Annotated in this window: 12 protein-coding genes and 1 pseudogene; all 13 read left to right on the forward strand. The window is 58.3% G+C overall.

Going from position 1 to position 19379, the window contains the following annotated elements:
* The first annotated feature begins 10 nt into the window (after positions 1–10).
* Entirely contained in the window at positions 11–409 is a 399-nt protein-coding gene (locus GRAN_RS22810) for a RidA family protein (RefSeq protein WP_128915382.1), read from the forward strand.
* Positions 402–1724 carry a neutral/alkaline non-lysosomal ceramidase N-terminal domain-containing protein gene (locus GRAN_RS22815; protein WP_161571122.1) on the forward strand — a complete coding sequence of 441 codons (1323 nt, stop codon included), beginning with the start codon at positions 402–404 and terminating at the stop codon, positions 1722–1724. Before GRAN_RS22810 ends, GRAN_RS22815 begins: the two co-directional genes overlap by 8 nt.
* Positions 1721–2758 (forward strand): Gfo/Idh/MocA family protein, encoded by a 1038-nt coding sequence (locus tag GRAN_RS22820; RefSeq protein WP_128915384.1) that lies wholly within the window; start codon positions 1721–1723, stop codon positions 2756–2758. The genes GRAN_RS22815 and GRAN_RS22820 overlap by 4 nt, the downstream gene beginning before the upstream one ends.
* Positions 2755–4110, forward strand: a complete 1356-nt coding sequence (locus GRAN_RS22825; RefSeq protein ID WP_128915385.1) for an aspartate aminotransferase family protein — start codon at positions 2755–2757, stop codon at positions 4108–4110. The genes GRAN_RS22820 and GRAN_RS22825 overlap by 4 nt, the downstream gene beginning before the upstream one ends.
* Positions 4107–4982 carry a fumarylacetoacetate hydrolase family protein gene (locus tag GRAN_RS22830; protein ID WP_128915386.1) on the forward strand — a complete coding sequence of 292 codons (876 nt, stop codon included), beginning with the start codon at positions 4107–4109 and terminating at the stop codon, positions 4980–4982. Before GRAN_RS22825 ends, GRAN_RS22830 begins: the two co-directional genes overlap by 4 nt.
* Before the next feature lie 50 nt (positions 4983–5032).
* Complete coding sequence (locus GRAN_RS22835) at positions 5033–7690, forward strand: heparinase II/III domain-containing protein (RefSeq protein ID WP_128915387.1); 2658 nt, start codon at positions 5033–5035, stop codon at positions 7688–7690.
* 404 nt (positions 7691–8094) lie between these two features.
* Complete coding sequence (locus GRAN_RS22840; RefSeq protein WP_128915388.1) at positions 8095–10641, forward strand: glycoside hydrolase family protein; 2547 nt, start codon at positions 8095–8097, stop codon at positions 10639–10641.
* 609 nt (positions 10642–11250) lie between these two features.
* A complete protein-coding gene (locus tag GRAN_RS22845; RefSeq protein ID WP_128915389.1) occupies positions 11251–12309 on the forward strand; it encodes a 3-deoxy-7-phosphoheptulonate synthase in 1059 nt (352 codons plus the stop codon).
* A gap of 621 nt (positions 12310–12930) precedes the next feature.
* Positions 12931–13290 (forward strand): DUF190 domain-containing protein, encoded by a 360-nt coding sequence (locus tag GRAN_RS22850; RefSeq protein ID WP_128915390.1) that lies wholly within the window; start codon positions 12931–12933, stop codon positions 13288–13290.
* Positions 13290–14606, forward strand: a complete 1317-nt coding sequence (locus tag GRAN_RS22855; protein ID WP_128915391.1) for a TolC family protein — start codon at positions 13290–13292, stop codon at positions 14604–14606. The genes GRAN_RS22850 and GRAN_RS22855 overlap by 1 nt, the downstream gene beginning before the upstream one ends.
* A gap of 14 nt (positions 14607–14620) precedes the next feature.
* On the forward strand, positions 14621–15838 hold the full coding sequence (locus GRAN_RS22860; RefSeq protein ID WP_128915392.1) for an efflux RND transporter periplasmic adaptor subunit: 1218 nt from the start codon (positions 14621–14623) through the stop codon (positions 15836–15838).
* 28 nt (positions 15839–15866) lie between these two features.
* Positions 15867–16619, forward strand: coding sequence for an efflux RND transporter permease subunit (locus GRAN_RS26855; protein ID WP_338323467.1), 753 nt, complete (start codon positions 15867–15869; stop codon positions 16617–16619).
* 2 nt (positions 16620–16621) lie between these two features.
* Positions 16622–19038 (forward strand): annotated as a pseudogene (locus tag GRAN_RS22865) (efflux RND transporter permease subunit).
* Positions 19039–19379: the final 341 nt, after the last annotated feature.

The raw sequence follows: 19379 nt of genomic DNA on the forward strand, positions 1-19379 counted from the left end.
GGAGAAGCCCATGGCCGTCCAGCAGATCAAGAACCCCAACAAGAACGCCGACACCGGAGCCTACTCCGACGGCATCATCGTCGACGGATGGCTTTACGTCTCCGGCCAGGGCCCCATCGACATGGCTACCGGACAGGCCGTTGCCGGAACCATCGAAGAAGAGGTCCGCCTCACCCTACGCAACATGGGCGATGTCCTCAAGGCCGGCGGATGCGACTACTCCGACGTCGTCAAGTGCACCGTGCACCTCATCGATATCGAGACCTTCGGCCGTTTCAATGCCGTCTACCAGGAGTTCTTCAAAGGCGTCCTGCCCACCCGCACCACCGTCCAGTCCATGCTGAGCCTCGGCATAAAGGTTGAGATCGATGCCATCGCCCGCATCCCCACCGGAGACCAGCATGCCTGAGTGGCTCATCGGTTTTGCCCGCACCCGCATCACCCCGCCTCTCGGCTGCGAGATGGCAGGCTTTGACGCGCGCAAGGGCGTCGCCGATGCCGTCCACGATGATCTATATGCCCATGCGCTCGTCTTCGATGATGACGGTGCGCAGACCGTGCTCATGAGCCTCGACGTCATCGCCGTCTCCGCGGAGTTTTCGCTGGCCGTGAGGCGGGACATCGAAGAGGCTACGGGCATTCCGGCAAGCAATATCTTTCTCGCCGCAACCCACACCCACTGCGGTCCTGTCACGGTCGACCTCTTCTATCAAGGGCAGCAGCTCGACGTAGCCTATCTCCAGTCGCTTCGTCGCGTTGTTGTGACCGTGGCGATTACAGCCAGCAACAATAAAAGGCCGCGTACCCTGAAGACGGGCATGGTGCCGGTCGCCGGCATCGCCGTCAATCGGCGCACTCCGGATGGACTTCCGGTCGATCCATTCGCAGGGGTCTTCTTCATCGAAGAGCTGGATGGCCAGGCCGCCGCCGTCGCGGTCATCTACGCCTGCCACACAACGGTGCTTGGTCCGGATACACTCAGCTTCACCCAGGACTTCCCTTTTTATACGCTCGCAAAACTGAAGAGTGTGCTGGGCCAAAGCGTCGAAGCCCTCTATTTCAACGGAGCGCAAGGTGATCTGAGTATCGGTCATAAGAGCAACCTCAGCGCCGTGGGCGTGATCGATCCGTTCCGCACTTTTGCCACCGCGCAGCGGCTCGGCGAAAGACTCGCGGATGCTGTGCTCGCTGGCCTGAAGAATCTGGCACTCGAAGCGCCGGGCGTCAAGGTACTGTCGCATAAGGTCGCTCTTCCGCTTAAGCGGTATGAACCGCTGGTCGCGATGACCCAAGCCCGCGAAGAGGCTGGCCGAAGAATTGATCCCCAACGCATGGATGCCGAGATGCTCGCCATTCGTCAGGACTCTCTCTTCGCTCGTATCGAGGAGTATTACGCGAAGCTCTATGAGCAGTCCGACGCTCCCGAACCGAAGACGCTCTCTATCGAATGTGCGGCAATCCTGCTGGGTGAAACGGCCATCATCACCCTGCCCGGCGAGGTGTTCGCCCGCGTCGCCCTCGGCATCCGCGCCGCCTCGCCCTTCGCCAAGACCATCTTCCTCGGCCTCACCAATAACTACATCGGCTACCTCCCTGACCACGAAGCCACCCGCGATTCTGGCTACGAGGTCGTCGCCTCTCGCGTCTCCGCTATCGCCGGAGACATATTGCAACAGGAAACGTTACAACTACTAAACGCTCTCCAGAAAGCAAGTGCCCGATGAAGATCCGCATCGGTGTCATCGGCGCCGGCATCATGGGCCAGCAGTACGTCCGCATTTATCAGGACCACCCCTACGCCGAAGTCACTGCAGTCGCCGCGAAGCACCTTAATCGCGCCAGGGAAGCCGCCGCGCGTTTCAACGTCCCACTTGCCACCGGCGACTGGCACACTATCACCGAGTCCGCCGATATCGACGCCGTCTGCATCGCTCTACCCGATGACGAACACTTCGCCGCGACCCAGAGCGCGCTCCTCAACGGCAAACACGTCCTCCTCGAAAAGCCCATGACCACAAGCCTCCCGGAGGCCGATGCTATCGTGGCTCTTGCTGAGGCCACCAACCTCAAGGTCCAGGTGGCCTTCAACCACCGCTGGCTTGCGCCTTACCATCAGGGCAAGGTCTCCATCGCCAACGGCGACATTGGCGCACCCGTCACCTCCTACGCCCGGAAGGTCGACACCATCTTCGTACCAACCAAGTACATCAACTGGGCCCACCAGACCACACCCGCCTGGTTCCTCAGTTGCCACGACATCGACCTTGTCACCTGGTTCTTCAACGCCGAGCCCATCGAAGCCCACGCCTGGGGCGTCAGGCGCGTCCTCGTCGCGCAGGGCATCGACACCTACGATGTGATCCAGGCGCAGGTCCGCTACGACAGCGGAGCCATCGCAACCTTTGAGTCTGGCTGGATCTATCCCAACACCTTCCCTACCATGGTTGACTCCTTTATCAGCGTCATCGGGGAGCACGGTCACCTCCACTTCGATCGCAAGCGGGAGAGCCTCGAGATGAGCACCCCCACCGCCTTCACGTACCCCAAAACCTTCCTCTCCGCCGACGTCTTCGGCACCCTCCGGGGAGCCTTCCCCTCCTGCCTTGACGACTTCGTCAACGCCATCCGAAAAGACCTTCCACCAGCAGTCAACGTGCACGATGGCCGCAAAGTAACGGCCGTCCTTACCGCCATCCACGAGTCCCTCGCGACCGGGGCTAACGTCCCCGTCCAGCCCTACACCAAGGAATCCCTATGACCGCAACCCCCGAGCGCTATGCCCGCTCCATCGCCGACCTAACCCGCTCGAAGAAGACCCTCGCCGGCGGCGTTAGCAGCAACGTCCGCCTCGGGGACAAGCCCTTCCCGCTCTTCTTCGATCGCGGCCTTGGCTCGCATCTATGGGACGTCGACGGCAACGAGTACATCGACTACGTCCTCGGCCGTGGCCCTCTTCTCTTGGGCCACACCCCAAAGGAAGTTGTCCAAGCCACAGTAGACCAACTCTGGCGCGGCCAGATCTACGCCGCCCAGCACGAGCTTGAGTACGAACTCTCCGAGCGCGTCTCCCGCATCATCCCGTGCGCCGACCTCGTGCGCTTCGGCATCTCGGGGTCTGAAGCAGTGCATGGTGCCCTTCGCCTCGCCCGCGCCGCCACCGGCCGCCAGACCGTCCTCAAGTTCGAAGGCCAGTACCACGGATGGCTCGACAACATTCTCTATAGCCTCTCGCCTGATCCCACCCGCGCCGGCCACGCCCTCCATCCAGCGACTCTCGCCGAGTCCTCCGGCCAATTCAGCGGGGCCGACAGCCACGTCGTAGTCCTTCCCTGGAATAACATCGAAGTCCTCTCGCAGTATCTCGAACAGCACCACAATGAGATCGCCGCCATCATCACCGAGCCGGTCATGTGCAACACCGCCGTCATCCCTCCGCTCCCCGGTTATCTCGAAGCCATGCGTGACCTCTGCACCCAGCACGGCGTCGTTCTCATCTTCGACGAGGTCATCACCGGCTTCCGGCTCTCCCTTGCCGGTGCGCAGGGCCGCTTCAACATCAAGCCCGACCTCACCATCTTCGGCAAGGCCATCGCCAACGGCATGCCCATATCTTGCCTCGCCGGACGCGAGCAGTTCATGGGCCTCATCGCCCAGGGCAAGGTCGGCCACGGAGGCACCTATAATAGCCTCCCGGCCGCCGTCGCCGGGGCCATCGCCACCCTCGACCTTCTGGAGAAAGACGGAGCCGCCGTCTACGACACCCTCGAGACAACCGGCCAATCTCTTATGCAGGGCATCCGTAATCTCACCGCGAAACATGACATCCAGGCCGTCATCCAGGGCTACGGAGCCATCTTCTACCTCGGGTTCCCCGTGCAGGGCGCCAACCTCCCTGTCGGACAGGCCATCACCGATTACCGCAGCTCCCTCGCGATGGACAACGACCTTTATACTATCTTTGTCTCTGCCATGGTCGATCGCGGCGTACGCATCATCCCCCGCGGCAACTGGTTCCTCTCGTCGGCTCACAATCAGGCTGACGTAGAATCGACTCTCAAAGCTATAGAAGAAGTCTTCGCCGAAGTCATCGCTTCGAAGGTGACCGCATGAGACTAGGCATTGCCGCAGCAGGCAACCGTACGTTCATGGCAGCCGAGTCTGCCGGGAGAATCGTAGATCTGTCCGCAGCCACCGGTACCCGCGACCTGGTGGCTATCATCCGCGACTGGTCCCAGTGGAAACCAATCATCGAGGACGTCATCGCAAGCGCTCCCAGCCAGGACATACCCGCTTTGTGGCAGAGCCCAATCCCCAACCCGCCCAAGTTCCTTCTTCTCGCCGGGAACTTCCGCGCCCACGTCGTCGAATCGGGTTTCGAGGCCGCACCTGAAGATAACCTGACGCCGCAGTTCTTCATGAAGCCCTGCACCACCATCATCGGCCCCACAAACGATATTCCCCTCACCTCTGCCAACCACGCCCTCGACTACGAGTCCGAGTTGGCCGTCGTGATCGGCACCCGCATCCGCAACGCAACCCTTGACAACGCAATGGACGCGGTCTGGGGCTACACGATCGTCAACGACGTCTCCGAGCGCAAGCTCAACGCAATGATGCAGGATCGCAAGCTCCGCTCCAACGACAACTTTTACGACTGGCTCGTCGGAAAGTGGTTTGATGGGTCAGCTCCGATGGGACCATACGTCGTTACTGTAGACGAGATAACCGAACCCTTTACCGTACACGCGCACCTCAACGGAGAACCCGTTCAGGAAGCTCCAACCACCGCCATGATTCACTCGGTCGCGGAGGCCATCGTCTACATCAGCAGGGTTCTTACTCTCGAACCCGGTGATGTCCTGTCCATGGGCACACCCGCCGGCGTGGGGGTGGCCCGCAATCGCCTCCTGCAAGCAGGCGATCTCATCGAGTGCGAGGTCACCGGAATAGGCAAGCTAAGCAACCGGGTCATCCAGCGATGAATCGATCTGGAGGCACTTGTCATACTGAAAGAAGCGACTGGGTCCCCATATTGTGCTCATGGTGTTTCAACGCGAGGAGGGCCGCGTACACCTTTGGAGTAACTGTAGCCGCCCTCGCATCAACGGCCCAGACACAAACTCCACATGCGCCTTGGCTCACCTCGGCCGAGTACCAAAGCCACTTCACTCCAAACCCAGGCTCTGCCGCGGACTCCGGCTCCCGTGACGGCTGGGAGAGCTTTCCGCTCGCCGAAGACGCAGGCTACGATCCCACCCTCCAAGTCCACACCACACCGACGGAGAGCGCTTTGGAGCGCGCCGCCTCTCCTACCCAGGATGGGCCTTTCCAACTCGGCTTCATCAAACGCCTCAACATGGTCGCGATTGCGGGCTCGTCTCTCCACCTTAGGGCCCGCACCCCAGACGTCGCGACTCAAGTCCACATCACGATCTATAGAGAGCGCGAAGCCGAACACCACACCGCAGCCCTACCCTCTACCAACTGGCAAACTCTTGCGATCCCTCTCACCTCATCTCCAGAACCCATCACCGCAATAGCCGTCACTGCGAACTTCCCGCAAGGAGTAGCCAGGCGCCAGGAGCGCTTCGAAATCTCTGATGTCGACCTCAAAGCTTCGGGGCTCGCTCATCTCCCGCTCGCGCAGCCCGAGGCTCTCTGGGACGAAGCACGAGCCATCTACTACCTTCGGCGCTCCATCGCGCCAAACGAAGATGTCCACCTGACCTTTGCAAGAGCCGCAGATGCAAAGTGGACTCTTACTGGTCCCGGCAACACCATCGCAGCCAGCGGCACTGGCACCAGCATTGCGGTCAGACCGACTGTCTCAGGCCTCTGGACTATACATCTCACCACCTCAACCACAGACACCACCGCTCTCCTCCTGGTTCACTCTAAGAAAGCCCTTCTCTTCGACCAGCCCCAGACGCTCACTCCGGAACTCCTGGCTGCGGTCCACAGGCGCCGCGATGAACTCCGCAAGCTCGCGCATCCCGAGATGGGCCGCAACATCTCCCAGATGGACCCCGGCTTCCTTCTCCCTGGTCTGGCGTCCTACTTCGTGCTCCTCACCCAGTCGCCGGAGCTTGCCCTCCTCGACGCCATCGACTTCCGCGCGACCGGCGACACTGCCGCCCTCGCGGAGTCCCGTCGGCTCATCGCCGCCATCGCCTCCTGGCCCCTCTGGGTCCACCCCTGGTTCCCCGCCCACGGATACCACAGCTACTACCCCGTCGGTATGATGGCTAAGAACCTCGTGGTCGCCGAACAGTTTCTCGGCGACGTCCTGCCCAAGGAGGAACGCAAGGCCCTCGACCAGGCCCTCTTCAAACAAGCCATCCAGCCGGTCTACGAGGAGTACGTCCACGAAGACCGCCTCCAGTTCAATACCAGCAACTGGATCGGCAACACTGTCAGTGGAGCACTCCTCGCCGCTCTCGCCAACCCCGACCCCAACGCTGCTGGATATGCTCTTGGGCTATACGTGAAGGAGCGCGATCACGTCCGCGCCGCCTACACCCCAGACGGCAGTTACGGCGAAGGAGCCAGTTACCACCGGTTCGATCTCGAAGGCAGTACGTTCGCCGCTGCTGCCATCAAGCGCATCCTCGGAACATCCATCGACGCATCGCTTCTGCCCGCCGACACCTACTTTCGCTCCGCCACCTACGGCACAGCGGGCCTACTCGACTACGGAGACAGTCACGTCGATCTGAAGCCCTCCAATACCTGGGCCTACTTAGCCGCACTGAATCAATCCCCATCGCTCACCGACTTCTATTTTCAAAACCTCGACAGAAACTCGCCCCAGATCCTCCCGCGCGTCCTCTGGGAGTCAGCGATCACCCCTACCAATGCGCCTGGGCCAGCTCCGGTCTCCCGGCTCTTCCCCGACCGCGGCGTCGCCATTCTCCGCGATGACTCTACCGTTCTGTCGATCCGCGCGGGAAAGAACTTTAACCACAATCACAACGATCAAGGCAGCCTCTTCTACACTCACAACGGGACCCTCTGGCTGGGTGAGGCCGGATACAGCGACTACTACAAGGATCCGGCCTACTCAACCTTCGTCGTGCAGGCCATCGGGCACAACACGATCCTCATGGACCACAATCCGGAGAGCCAGCACCTGCCTGGTAACGCCGTCTTCGGCACCGCTCCCTCTATCCCCGTATCCCGCATCACCCCCAGGATCTCCCTCATCCAGATCGACCTCACTTCCGTTTACACCGATCTGAACCGCTATACCCGTACCGTCGTCTTCCAGGCCAACGGCCCCACCGTCGTTATCGACCAGATCGACTCGCCCGCACCTCACAACTACACCCAGGTATGGCATCCCAAACAAGCCCTTGCATCCCTCACCGCGGACAGCTTCCGCCTCACCAACGCCAGCGAGTACCTCACCGCCCAAACCTTTTCCGATACCACGATCACCATCGAGCGCAAGGACGACCCCTACCCACTCGCCAGCTACGAGCAGGCGGAGTACGAGCTCGTCGACCGGCCCTTCCGAATCGAGATCTCCACCGCGGCACCCGTCACCAAGGCCACGACCGTCACCATCCTCTCGCCCATCGCGGTCAAAGCTGTCTGGAACCCCGTTACACAAACCCTGTCTCTTCCTGATGCAACGATCTCACTCGCGCCCACCATCTCCGTGACTACACCGACCCAAACTCTGCCCTGACTGTCATCTCGCCCGAGAACATAGGGCAGAAAATGGAGAACCGCACCTACGTCATTTGTCCTTCCTGCGCACGCTCATATCCTGCGAAGATAGCCAGAATCCGAGTGCATTGCGGCAAAATAGCAGGTGAGACCAGGCGTATAACATGCTCAACAGCCCGGGGTTTTCACCGGTTCTCGCAAGCCGAACGATGTCCGAATCGGCTCATATTTTCTTTCGTTGTCTTGGAGTTGACTGCGCGCAGCTATTACTGCAAGACGCTCTCTCCCAAACGAGCTACTCGCAAAACTTTCTTGCTGCTTTGAACACAACTGAGATATCCCTGTTGGTGTCTACGTTGGAGCCAGGCATGGAGCGCTGCTCCGCTCGAGTCTTCACACATCGCTATCTGCAAGGAGAACCGGATGCACAGCCTATCGAGACACGGGTTAGGCCACAAGTTCATGGCCGCTCTCTTTCTGTTGATTCTTTTCCTCGTGCCAGAGCTTCAGGCACAAGAGATGGTTGTTGGGGTAAACGTCGTCAATCCCCTCCGCGCCAGCCTGGCCGACCAGAACACCCTCCTTGGCCAACTCAAAGCTGCGCAGGTGCACGTGATCCGCTGCGGCATCTCGAATGACGATAAGGGCATTGACTTCGCTAAGCGTGCAGCTGCGGCAGGCATGCACATCCAGCTGATTATCGGTCCCGAGTATGCGCCCGGATCACCTTCGCGAGCCTATGATCCCGCTAAGTTCCCGTCCATGTGGGGCGGGCATCCACTGTCATCTGCCGACCCGGAACTCTCCAAGACGGCTTTTCAGCACCTCTTCGAGAGTCTCGATACAAACGGTATTGCGCTCGCAGGCGTCGAACTGGGCAACGAGATCAATTGGGCTGCTTTCAATCCGGAGTTTCCGCTGCCTGGCGAGGGAAAGATTCTCTCCCTCGATGATCTGACGCACAATCCCGAGGGCAAGCTAATCGCGAAGGGTTTTCTCCGATATATCGAGATACTCACTGCCCTCAAAGAGGTCCGCGACCACTCGCGGGTCAATAAGAACACGCCGATCATCTCCGCAGGCATGGTGGGCGCTGAGGACGGCGCAAAGCTCTACAACGATAAGAAGGAAGATATGGTCAGCCTTTCGGCGACCATCGCGTTTCTCCGCGTCCATGGCCTCGATTCGCTTGTCGATGCGTATGGGATTCATAGCTACCCCTCCAGCACTCAGCCGGGCAACGCGGTGGCCAAGGCGCAGCGTCTCGGTCGGCTCAACAGCGTGGATCTGGCCGAGTGCCGTGCCAAAGGAGCCAAAGATGGCAAGCCCTGCTGGATCACGGAATGGGGATTCCCGAACTCTGACCTGTCCTGCCCGGCGAAGGAAGCCAACCGCACCCTGCTCGTGGAAGAGTTGCGGGGAGACTTTGCCGTAGCCGTCGCGCAGCACCGCCTCGCTGGCATCGACTACTTTTCCTGGGACTCCGATCCATGGTCCAAAACGACGGATGCCGACAGCGTCTACCGCTGCGGTGCGCTGACCGAGAGTGGCCAGCAGGCTGTTGCGCCAGAGGGACGCGAGAAAACTGCGGACCTTGGTTCTTCGATGAAGGTTCGCGTTGGCACACCGCTGGTGGCTCGCGGCCCGGCTCCAAACATCGCCGATGCCGCATTTACCGAGATTCAACTCCCCGACGGCCTCTTTCGCGGATTTACCGCTGCCGGAACCACCTTCGCCATCGACGGCAAACACCCTTATGAAATGGAGGGCAAGGCAGCGACGGTGCTGAAGGCGGGGCCGCCAGGGACTTCCGATTCCTGCGGGCAATGGATCAACCATGTCGAGCTGCAAGGCAAGACGCTCTACGGCTGGGTACACAACGAAACAGCGTGCAACTACGCGAACGGCGGCCAAACCCACATGATGATGACGATCGGCACCTCGACCGACTACGGGCTTACATGGAAGATCCTGGGACCGATCATCCGGGGCACCGACCCGCCGGCCGCGAGAAAGGAGACCGGTGATAGCTGCATCATCGCGATCCGCGCGCCGGACGCCTACGATTACTCTTATTGTCTGCACAACGGCGGCCACTCCTGGGACGGCGGCTACACATTCATCGCGCGCGCGCCGGTCGCCGATCCTGGCCCGGGCAAGTGGAAGAAGTACTACAACGGAAGTTGGAGCGAACCCGGCGTGGACGGCAAGTCAAGTGCCATCAACGGCACCGGTTCCGGCTGGTGGACCACCACTGGAGAAATCATCGGCACCAACTGGGTCAAAGGCGGCATGGGGCTGGTCGCATCTACCGATCGCCTGCACTTCGCGCCTGTGCTGTCGCAGCCTCTCATGCTTCTTGAGCCGGGAGACTGGTCGCGCAAGAACGGCCTGGAACTTGTGTCGTACGCCCAACTGATCGACGCCAGGACCGGTCTCAACCAGCTAGGCGATCATTGGCTGCTCACCTATATGTATCTCAACCCCGGCGAGAACTTCAGCAAGCGCTATCTCGTCTTTCGCCCCGTGGATATCTCCTGGTCGCGCACGCTGGGCGAGCCGCAAGTGGGCGAGATGCTGACTCATTGGTACGACAAATCCCAGCATGATCACTGGGCCACCACGGCGCCCGTGCCGGGGAATTGGGCCGCTTACGCCATGGTGGCTCCACTTGGATACATGATGACCGCGCCACCTGACTCCAAACAGGCCTCCGCGGAACTGGAAGAATGCGTCAGCCAAGGGTCCGGCCACCTGGACCACATCCTCATACAAAAAGGCATATGCGAATCCAAGGGCTACACGCGTCTGCGCAGCGCTGGCTTCGTCTTCTCTGCCGAGCAGCCTAATACGCAGCCACTATATCGCTGCTACTCGGACTCGGAGAAATCCCACTTCGCCGCCAACCAGGAAGACTGCAACGGCATGGGTAAGAACGAAGCACTCCTCGGCTACGACCTCAAGCAATAGCCTCCACACCGAGCCCCAACCGTTCTCGCAGCCAATAGAAAGTGGCATATGTCGGTCTCGCGGCCATCTATTTCGACTGATGGCCCAACCGATCCATGCCAACGAGGGAACGACTTTAGAATGAGGAGATGTTGCTACACTCATGGTTCCTGTTGGCGATAACAGTCAGTACGGCAGAGTACACCGCGAGCGGGGTCAGGATGTCGGCTGATCTGAACCTACCCACCGATCTAGCCGGACCACTGCATTGGAATGGAAAGAGTTACATTCTCAAGCCAGGGAGCAACCACTTCGACTTAGCATCACCGGCAGAGAAAGGATAACCAAGGCGACCTACGCCTTCTTTGCAAAGTCACACGTCCTCATCTAGATGCTTACAAACAAAATAGCAAGCAGGACCCTATATGGGAGGCTACCATGGGCTCTCACGTGAGTCGGCTACGAGAGTTCAGAATGCCCGAAAGTAGCGTCAGAGCGCGCGAAAGTTCATTTATCTTCGGGCACTGCTGAAGGAACGAGACTACGTTGCTCCAAATCGGCGGGAGAACCAGTTTTGTCAAGGCTAGTGGCGGGAGGGCGGGAGAAGACCTAGTATTCTGATGAGTGACTATGACATACCCCACAAATAATCTCAGAATCAAATCGAGCCGCATCGTTCTTCCTCCCATCTTTCTTGAAGAAGAGATGCCAATGACCGATAGCGCTTCGCGCACAGTCTTTGACGCGCGGCTCCAGATTGTCGATGTGCTCAATGGCAAGGACGATCGGCTGGTGGTTGTGGTGGGACCGTGCTCCATACATGATGTCGCCGCGGCACGCGAGTATGCAGGCTTGTTGAAGGGTGCGATTGCGGAGTTGTCGGACGAGCTGCTGATCGTGATGCGAGTCTATTTTGAGAAGCCGCGGACTACGCTGGGGTGGAAGGGGCTGATCAACGATCCTTACTTCGATGAGTCGTTCCGAATAAGTGATGGGTTGAGGATTGCCCGAAAGCTGCTTCTGGACCTCGCGGAAATGAGAGTGCCCGCAGGGACGGAGTACCTGGATATGATCTCACCGCAGTATGTCGCGGATCTGGTTAGCTGGGGAGCGATAGGGGCACGTACGACCGAAAGCCAGGTCCATCGGCAGCTGGCGTCAGGGTTGTCTTGCCCGGTGGGTTTCAAGAATGGGACGTCGGGGAACACGCAGATTGCGATAGAGGCGATCTTGTCGTCAAATCATCCGCATACATTTCTAGGGACTTCGGAGACGGGGCAGGCTTCGATCCTGCTGACCTCGGGAAATCCAGATTGCCACATGATCCTGCGGGGTGGCAGGCAGACGACGAACTTCGATGCGACGTCGGTTGAGGCGACGGCGGTGCAGATGGAGAAGGCGGGTGTGAAACCGCGGCTCATGATTGACGCGAGCCATGCGAACAGCGGGAAAGACTATCGTAAGCAAGGGTTGGTTTGCAGGGATGTTGCGAGACAGATTGCGGGCGGGGACCGGAGGATCATGGGAGTGATGATCGAGAGCAATCTGGTGGCGGGAGCCCAGACGTTGGGGAATGGTAAGCCACTCGTTTATGGACAGAGCATTACAGACGCGTGTATCGATTGGGCGGAAACAGAGGAGTTGTTGAAGGAGTTGGCGGGTGCGGTAGAGAAGAGGCATGCGAGGTAGGTTCGCGCTGCGCACAACGGGCACGGCCCTGTTTTCTGCAGGTCTTCCGTCCCATATCTCCGGACCGACGAACTCTACCGACTCGTCTCTCCTTGGCCAATCGCATACCCGCAGTGAGACAGGCCCAGAGTAGACAAGATTCCATCACGCAGACTGGCGGCGAAGATGATACCGTCAGCGCGGGTCGATTCGACACACATTTATCCCGATGATCGGCACAGCCCATCTGGCGCGGAATACTACCAGTGCATTTGTAAGGAAAATGTAAGGATTCTGTAAGGAACAAAAATGCTCTACTTCTCCTAGTGCCAAGTAGGAGGAGGTCACGTATCTTTTCTTCGGTTTGCTTCAGCCACGGCCACACGCCCTACTCGAAGCGTGAACCCGGCGAATTTGGGATCCAGACTGATTATCTGGAAGTCGAGGGCGAGACAGCCCCATCATATGTCTCCCTGCGGGCGATGGCTGACCCAATCACTAGTCAGCGAGCTAAGCAGCTCCGATGCCTCTCGTATTGGCCGGTATCGTCCCTCGAATCTGGAGATATAGGACGGCCTTGTTAGACACAGCCCCTGAGAGCACCTCCAACGAGTAATAGAACATGAATCCCCGGAGAGTCGCATGCTGCCAGTTGGACCGGCTATTAAAGTATCGATTTATCTCAACCAGGACACTGGATCCAAGCACCGCTTTTTGCGTGACGAGATTCTCTATTTCCTCCAGGAAAGAGGAGTGGGCGCGGGAGGCGCAACGGTACTTCATTCCTACGCCGGATTCGGCTCTCACGGTCGACTGCATAAGATCGACGAGGGCGACGTCGCTGGGTTGCACCTTCCAGTGGTGATCTTCTTTGTAGAAGAAACAGGCAAGGTGAAAGCTCTTCTTCCCGCCCTTCTGGAAATGGTGACTGATGGGCTGATCGAGGCCCATCCTACCGAGATTCTGACGAGCATTGTTGGATCGGAGAGGGTGCTCGCCTAATGCCTTGGATCAAGACCCTAGCCGTTGCCTGCGCTCTCAGTCTCACTGTCGCTTCGTATGACATCCATGCGCAGGATGCCCAAACCCTGCCGTCTGCTACACCTCTGCCTCTATCGCAGGCGGAAGCTATTGCAATCGCGAATCAGCCCCGCATCATGGCCGCCCAACTCAGATCTCGCGCGGCGGCCGCGAGAGTCCATGAAGCACGATCGGCCTATTTTCCGGCCGTGGGCTTCAATGCCACAGGTGTGAGAGTCGCAGATACAGGAACCTCCACGGCAGCGGGCGCTTTGACCACATCTTCCATTTCCGATCACTTCGCATATGGCGGACAGATCACACAGCTTGTCACAGATTTCGGTCGTACCAGCGCTTTAGCTGCGAGTTCAAAGTTGAATTCACAAGCGCAAGAAGATTTCGCGACCCTGACGAAGGCCCAGGTCAGATGCAATGTGCGCGATGCGTACTATCAGGTCCTCGGCGCGGAAGCGGTTCTCCGCGCAGCAAGAGCCGCCCAATCCAACCGGCATCTTGTCGCTAGACAATTGAGCGCTCTCGCGCAAAACGAATTGCGCTCCACGGTGGATGTAAACTTCGCGGAAGTATTGGCCAGTGAGGCCGACCTTGCGGTCGTCCGAGCGCAAAGCGCTATGGCGCAACAGCGTGCACATCTTGCGACCGCCATGGGCGCCACCCAATCAATAAGCGCCCCGCTCATCGATCCTGTCACCCCTGACACTCTTCCTCTTGATCCTGATTCACTCGAGGCATTAGCCCAGAATCAACGCGCCGATCTGAATGCTGCGGAAGCGCAGCAGAAAGCGGCCCAGCAGATCGCGGCGGCGGAAAAACGGTCGGGCTATCCAACCCTCGGACTTGGTGGTGCAGCGGGTCAGATCCCATTCCACGATCACACCCTTCACGATAGCTATGCCGCAGCGGGTTTCAATCTCAGCATTCCAATCTTCAATGGTTGGCTCTTCGCCGCTCGCCGTGCTGAAGCTGAGTCCGAAGCCAATGCACGTGCGAGTGACGTCAAGGAGCTTCATCTTGAGATTACAGAGCAGGTACGGAACAACTGGCAGCGTGCCAACGAAGCTTTCCAGAGCCTCGATGTAACAGCAAGACTCGTGGTTCAGAGCAAAGAGGCATTGCATCTTGCTCAAGCACGCTACGATGCGGGCCTCGGGAGCATCGTCGAGTTGAACGAAGCGCAGGTGAACGAGACCTCTGCGGAAATCGCAGCCGCTGATGCGAACTACACCTACCTCTCCCGTAGGGCGGAACTCGATTTCGCAGCAGGACTCTTGAATTGAAAGGACCACACGGTATGGCAAACAAAGGGCGCGCGTTGGCGATCGGTCTGATGACTGCTTCCTGCGCCAGCATTCTGACATCCTGCAAATCGGCCCCGCTTCCGGTAGCTGAAGCCCCTACGGTGCCTGTGGCAGTGGTCGGGCCTGCAACACTTCAGAACAACGTCATTCTCTCTGCCGAATTTGCACCATTTCAGGACGTCGATGTGATGGCGAAGGTCGCCGGGTACGTGCGGAATATCAAAGTCGATATTGGTTCGCACGTGAGAGCGGGTGATGTTCTTGCCGTCCTTGAAGTGCCTGAAATACAAGATGAAATGCAGAAAGCGAAGGCTGGGGTTGCGGCGGCACAGGCAAACGTCGTCACCGCCCAAGCTGGGATCCAACGGGCGGAAGCCTCGGCAAATATCGCGCATCTCTCCTTCCAACGCATCAGTGACGTAGCAACAAAGAACAAAGGCTTGGTCCCACGCCAGGAGGTGGACGTCGCTCAGTCCAAAGATGCTGAGGCCGTGGCTCAACTCGCCAGCGCCAAGTCGGAACTACAAGCGGCACTGGAATCAAAGTCGGCTGCCGATTCGGAGTATGCCCGTGCAGGGGCCATGATGCAATACGCAACCATCTGCGCACCTTTCAACGGGATTGTGACCAAGCGTTACGCAAACACCGGCTCGATGATCCAGGCCGGCATCTCATCGCAATCACAGGCCATGCCAGTGGTTCGGCTCGCTCAGTATGACGTGCTTCGCCTCACTCTCCCAGTGCCTGTGACAGATGCCGCCGAGGTGAAAGACGGTCAATCGGTGGATGTAAACATCTCGAGTCCACCGCGCGCAATCCAAGGCAAAATTGCACGTTTCGCGGGATCGGTGCAGATGTCGACTCGGACGATGGACACACAAGTTGACGTTCCAAACGCGGACGGGAGCCTCCTCCCGGGCATGTACGCCCAGGTTCATCTCCATCTTGCAGCCCGTTCGAATGTGATGAGCGTCCCGGTCGATGCGGTGGACGGATTGGGGACCAGTGTCGAGCAGGCCTATGTAGTTCGTGATGGGATGGTTCATGTCGTTCAGGTGACCACGGGACTGCAGACCGCGACGCGACTCGAAGTTCTTTCCGGTCTTAAGCCCGGCGACCAAGTCATCGTCGGTCGTCATACCGGTCTTTCCGAAGGTCAGAAAGTTCAGACGCGAGCCGCAACCTACGAGAACGACGCGCCCCACACTTAGTTCCGTTTAGCCGAAAGAGTGAGGAAAGATGTCGGGATTTTCCATACGAAACCCCTATTTAATCGTGGTGCTATGTCTCGTCATGATGATCCTTGGCAGCGTCAGCGCCAGCGACATGCCCGTTGACATGTTTCCCGCCGTCAATTTGCCGGTGGTCGCGGTGGCGACGTTCTATTCCGGTATGCCTCCAGCGCAGATCGAAACTAATATTACCTATCACCTGGAGCGGCAGTTCACGCTGGCCAGTGGCATCGACCATATGGAGTCCCGCTCGCTGCCCGGTGTCAGCCTCATCAAGGTGTACTTTCGTGCTGGAAGCGATCCCGATGCCGATGCCGCGACTATATCCTCGCTGGCATTGAGCGACCTGCGTGATATGCCCCCAGGCACCTACCCGCCGATCATCCTAAAGCAGGATGCTGCGAGCATCCCTGTATCGCTGGTCACACTCGCCGGTTCGGGGCTCGATGAAAGTAAGCTCAAGGATCTTGGACAGAACTTCGTTCGTAACCAGCTTGCCGGTGTGGAAGGGGCATCTGTTCCGCAACCCTTTGGAGGAAGATGGCGGCAGATCATGCTCTATGCCGATCCTTACAAACTGGAAGCAAACCAGCTAAGCCCCATGGACGTAGTTCGCGCGGTGAATGAAGCGAACGTGATTCTTCCGGCAGGGGATGTGGAGATCGGCAGGAATGACTATGACCTCTACACAAACTCCATGCTCGGAGCTGCAGCTGACATCGCGCAGGTTCCATTGAAGATGGTTGGCAGTCACCCGTGAGGGTGGGGGACGTAGCAGTTCCTCAAGACTCCTTCAGCCGTCAATTTAACGTCGTTCGAGTGAATGGCCAGCGAGCCGTCTATCTCCCAATCTTTAAAGCTGGTGCGGACTCGAACACGATCAAGATTGTCGACGGCGTGAGAGCAACCCTTAAGAAGCTCTATGATGTCCCATCGGCTCTCAAAACGGATGTAGTGTTCGATCAGTCGCGTTTTGTTAAAACTGCGATCGAGACGCTGATCCACGAAGGCGGTATCGGCCTGCTCCTGACCTGCCTTATGATCCTGATCTTCCTGAGGAGCACGAGGGCAACGCTTGCGGTCTTCTTTTCCATTCCATTGTCACTTCTGACAACCTTCTTCGTGCTAAAGCTGACAGGCAGCTCGATTAACAGCATGGTGCTAGGTGGTCTAGCCTTGGCGTTGTCCCGGCTCATCGACAACTCCGTCGTCGTGCTGGAGAACATCTTCCGCCACCTCGAAGGTGGCGAGGTGCCGGAGGTGGCAGCAGAGAAGGGCGGACAAGAGGTCGCACTCCCTGTCCTCGCGGGAACTCTCACCACAGTTGTCGTGTTTTTCCCCGTCACGATGCTCTATGGAGTAAGCCGATTCTTGTTTTCAGCTCTGGCGCTCGCTGTCGTCATCTCGCTCTTCGCGTCGTATTTCGTGGCGCTCACGGTGGTGCCGCTCTTTTGCGCGCGATTCATCAAGAGCCATCATGGCGATACTGTTCACGAATCTGCTCAAGGAGAGTACGCGGTCGCGGCTGCCATTTCGAAAAAGCCCGGTTTCGGAGCGCGCTTCAATGCCAGCTTCACCCGGGGGTTCGACGGGATGTTGCGTCGCTACGATGCTCTTGTCCAAGGAGTTCTGGGAGCTCCCAGAAAAGTACTCGCAGTTTCTGGCATTGTATTTGTGCTGAGCCTGTTCCTCTTCCCGTTGCTCGGTCTCTCCTTCTTTCCCCGAACCGATGCTGGTCAGTTCGTTATCAACTTCAAAGCTCCCTCCGGAACGAAGCTGACGGATACCGAGGCGGAAGCGGCCAAGATCGAAGGCATCGTACGCGGCATTGTGTCTAAGCACGATATGGGACTAACGCTGACAAACATTGGCGTGGATCCCGGCTTTTCAGCTCTCTTTACACCGAACTCTGCCATGCACACCGGCTTTACCCAGGTGGCGCTTAGTGAGGATCACGATGTCAGCAGCTATACCTATATTGACGAAGTGAAGAAAGCCTTGGCCGAGCAGATGCCTGAGCTACAAACCTTCTTCTCCAGCGGTAGCCTTGTCGACGGCGTTCTCAACATGGGCGCGCCCGCTCCGATTGATATTCGCGTCGCCGGGAACGATATGATCGCCGACTACAACACTGCACAGTCAATCGCAGGGAAAGTTCGTCAGATCACCGGCGTAGCCGACGTTTATATCCCGCAGGATATCGACTACCCATCTCTTCGGATCGCAATTGACCGGACCCGAGCGGACGAACTGGGCCTCACAGAAAAGGAAATCGTCTCGAACGTCATCACCGCGCTAACCTCAAACCAGATGATCGCCCCAAGCATCTGGATTGATCCCAAGAGCGGTAATAACTACTTCCTCACGGTGCAGTACAAGGAAGGGCAGGTGAAATCTCTCGAAGACCTGAAGGCTATCCCCCTACATGGCATCAATATCACAGCGCCTACTCGCCTCGATATGGTCGCTGATATTCAGCAGTTCGAAGCACCGACCGAGATGGACCACACGCAGATTCGCCGTCTCGTAGACATCTATGTTCGTCCGCAGAAAGAAAGCCTAAATCGGATCACTGATCAGATCAACAAGATTGTCGCCGACGCAAATCCTCCCCATGGCATTGATGTGACGCTTACAGGGAGCGTCAACTCGATGAACGCTTCCTTTAGAAGCTTCGCCATCGGCCTCACATTGTCGGTACTTCTACTCTTCCTGATTCTAGTGGCGCAGTTCCGGTCATTCATTGATCCGTTCATCATCTCTTGGCACTTCCTCCAGGAATCACCGGTGTCATCGTCACTCTCTTGCTCTGGGGTACGACGCTGAACGTGATGTCTCTCATGGGTGTTGTGATGCTCGCCGGCATCGTTCTTTCCAACAGTATTTTGATCGTCGAATTCGCTCACCACCTGATGAAGGACGGGATGGCAGTGCGTGAGGCGATCAGTACGTCGTGCCGCGTTCGTCTTCGGCCCATCCTCATGACGTCTCTAGCGACCTTGATCGGTCTGTTGCCAATGGCGCTTAAGCTCGGTGAGGGTAGCGAAGCGTATGCTCCCTTGGCGCAGGCGCTCATTGGTGGTCTCACGGTTTCCGTCATCTTGACGGTCTTCTTGGTCCCCGCGGGATTCTTCCTTGTGTACCAGAATAAACCTTTGAAGGGGCCCGAACATGCATAGCACGTCCAGGAGAAAACGATACGACCGATGGCTTGTGTCATATGTCTGCCAAGAAAGCATAGGAGAACGCAACTGCCACTCAAGAAGGTTGCCGCAAAATGTCATCGCTCCAGAACCGACGGGCAGGGGCCCATGCAGTTAGCTGACCCAGGCGTAGCATTCGTGCTGAACGAGAAGTCCGTCATAGAAGCGCTGTGCTACGCTGCCATATCTTTGTAGGGACTACCGCAGCACTCTCGCTACCATCTCGAGATATGGATTCAGAGTCGCGCTGAGAAGCAGGATCACCGGCTCAATCAAGTTCTAGCAATTGCGCCTCTTAGGATCGAGAGGCTCAAACA

The organism is Granulicella sibirica (assembly GCF_004115155.1).
Classification (GTDB): Bacteria; Acidobacteriota; Terriglobia; order Terriglobales; family Acidobacteriaceae; genus Edaphobacter; species Edaphobacter sibiricus.

Bases quoted from the DNA above. Each gene is read 5' to 3' on its own strand.
- GRAN_RS22845 (WP_128915389.1), top strand. From the start codon at position 11,251: ATGACATACCCCACAAATAATCTCAGAATCAAATCGAGCCGCATCGTT.
- GRAN_RS22850 (WP_128915390.1), top strand. From the start codon at position 12,931: ATGCTGCCAGTTGGACCGGCTATTAAAGTATCGATTTATCTCAACCAG.
- GRAN_RS22855 (WP_128915391.1), top strand. From the start codon at position 13,290: ATGCCTTGGATCAAGACCCTAGCCGTTGCCTGCGCTCTCAGTCTCACT.
- GRAN_RS26855 (WP_338323467.1), top strand. From the start codon at position 15,867: ATGTCGGGATTTTCCATACGAAACCCCTATTTAATCGTGGTGCTATGT.
- GRAN_RS22860 (WP_128915392.1), top strand. From the start codon at position 14,621: ATGGCAAACAAAGGGCGCGCGTTGGCGATCGGTCTGATGACTGCTTCC.
- GRAN_RS22815 (WP_161571122.1), top strand. From the start codon at position 402: ATGCCTGAGTGGCTCATCGGTTTTGCCCGCACCCGCATCACCCCGCCT.
- GRAN_RS22840 (WP_128915388.1), top strand. From the start codon at position 8,095: ATGCACAGCCTATCGAGACACGGGTTAGGCCACAAGTTCATGGCCGCT.
- GRAN_RS22830 (WP_128915386.1), top strand. From the start codon at position 4,107: ATGAGACTAGGCATTGCCGCAGCAGGCAACCGTACGTTCATGGCAGCC.
- GRAN_RS22810 (WP_128915382.1), top strand. From the start codon at position 11: ATGGCCGTCCAGCAGATCAAGAACCCCAACAAGAACGCCGACACCGGA.
- GRAN_RS22825 (WP_128915385.1), top strand. From the start codon at position 2,755: ATGACCGCAACCCCCGAGCGCTATGCCCGCTCCATCGCCGACCTAACC.
- GRAN_RS22820 (WP_128915384.1), top strand. From the start codon at position 1,721: ATGAAGATCCGCATCGGTGTCATCGGCGCCGGCATCATGGGCCAGCAG.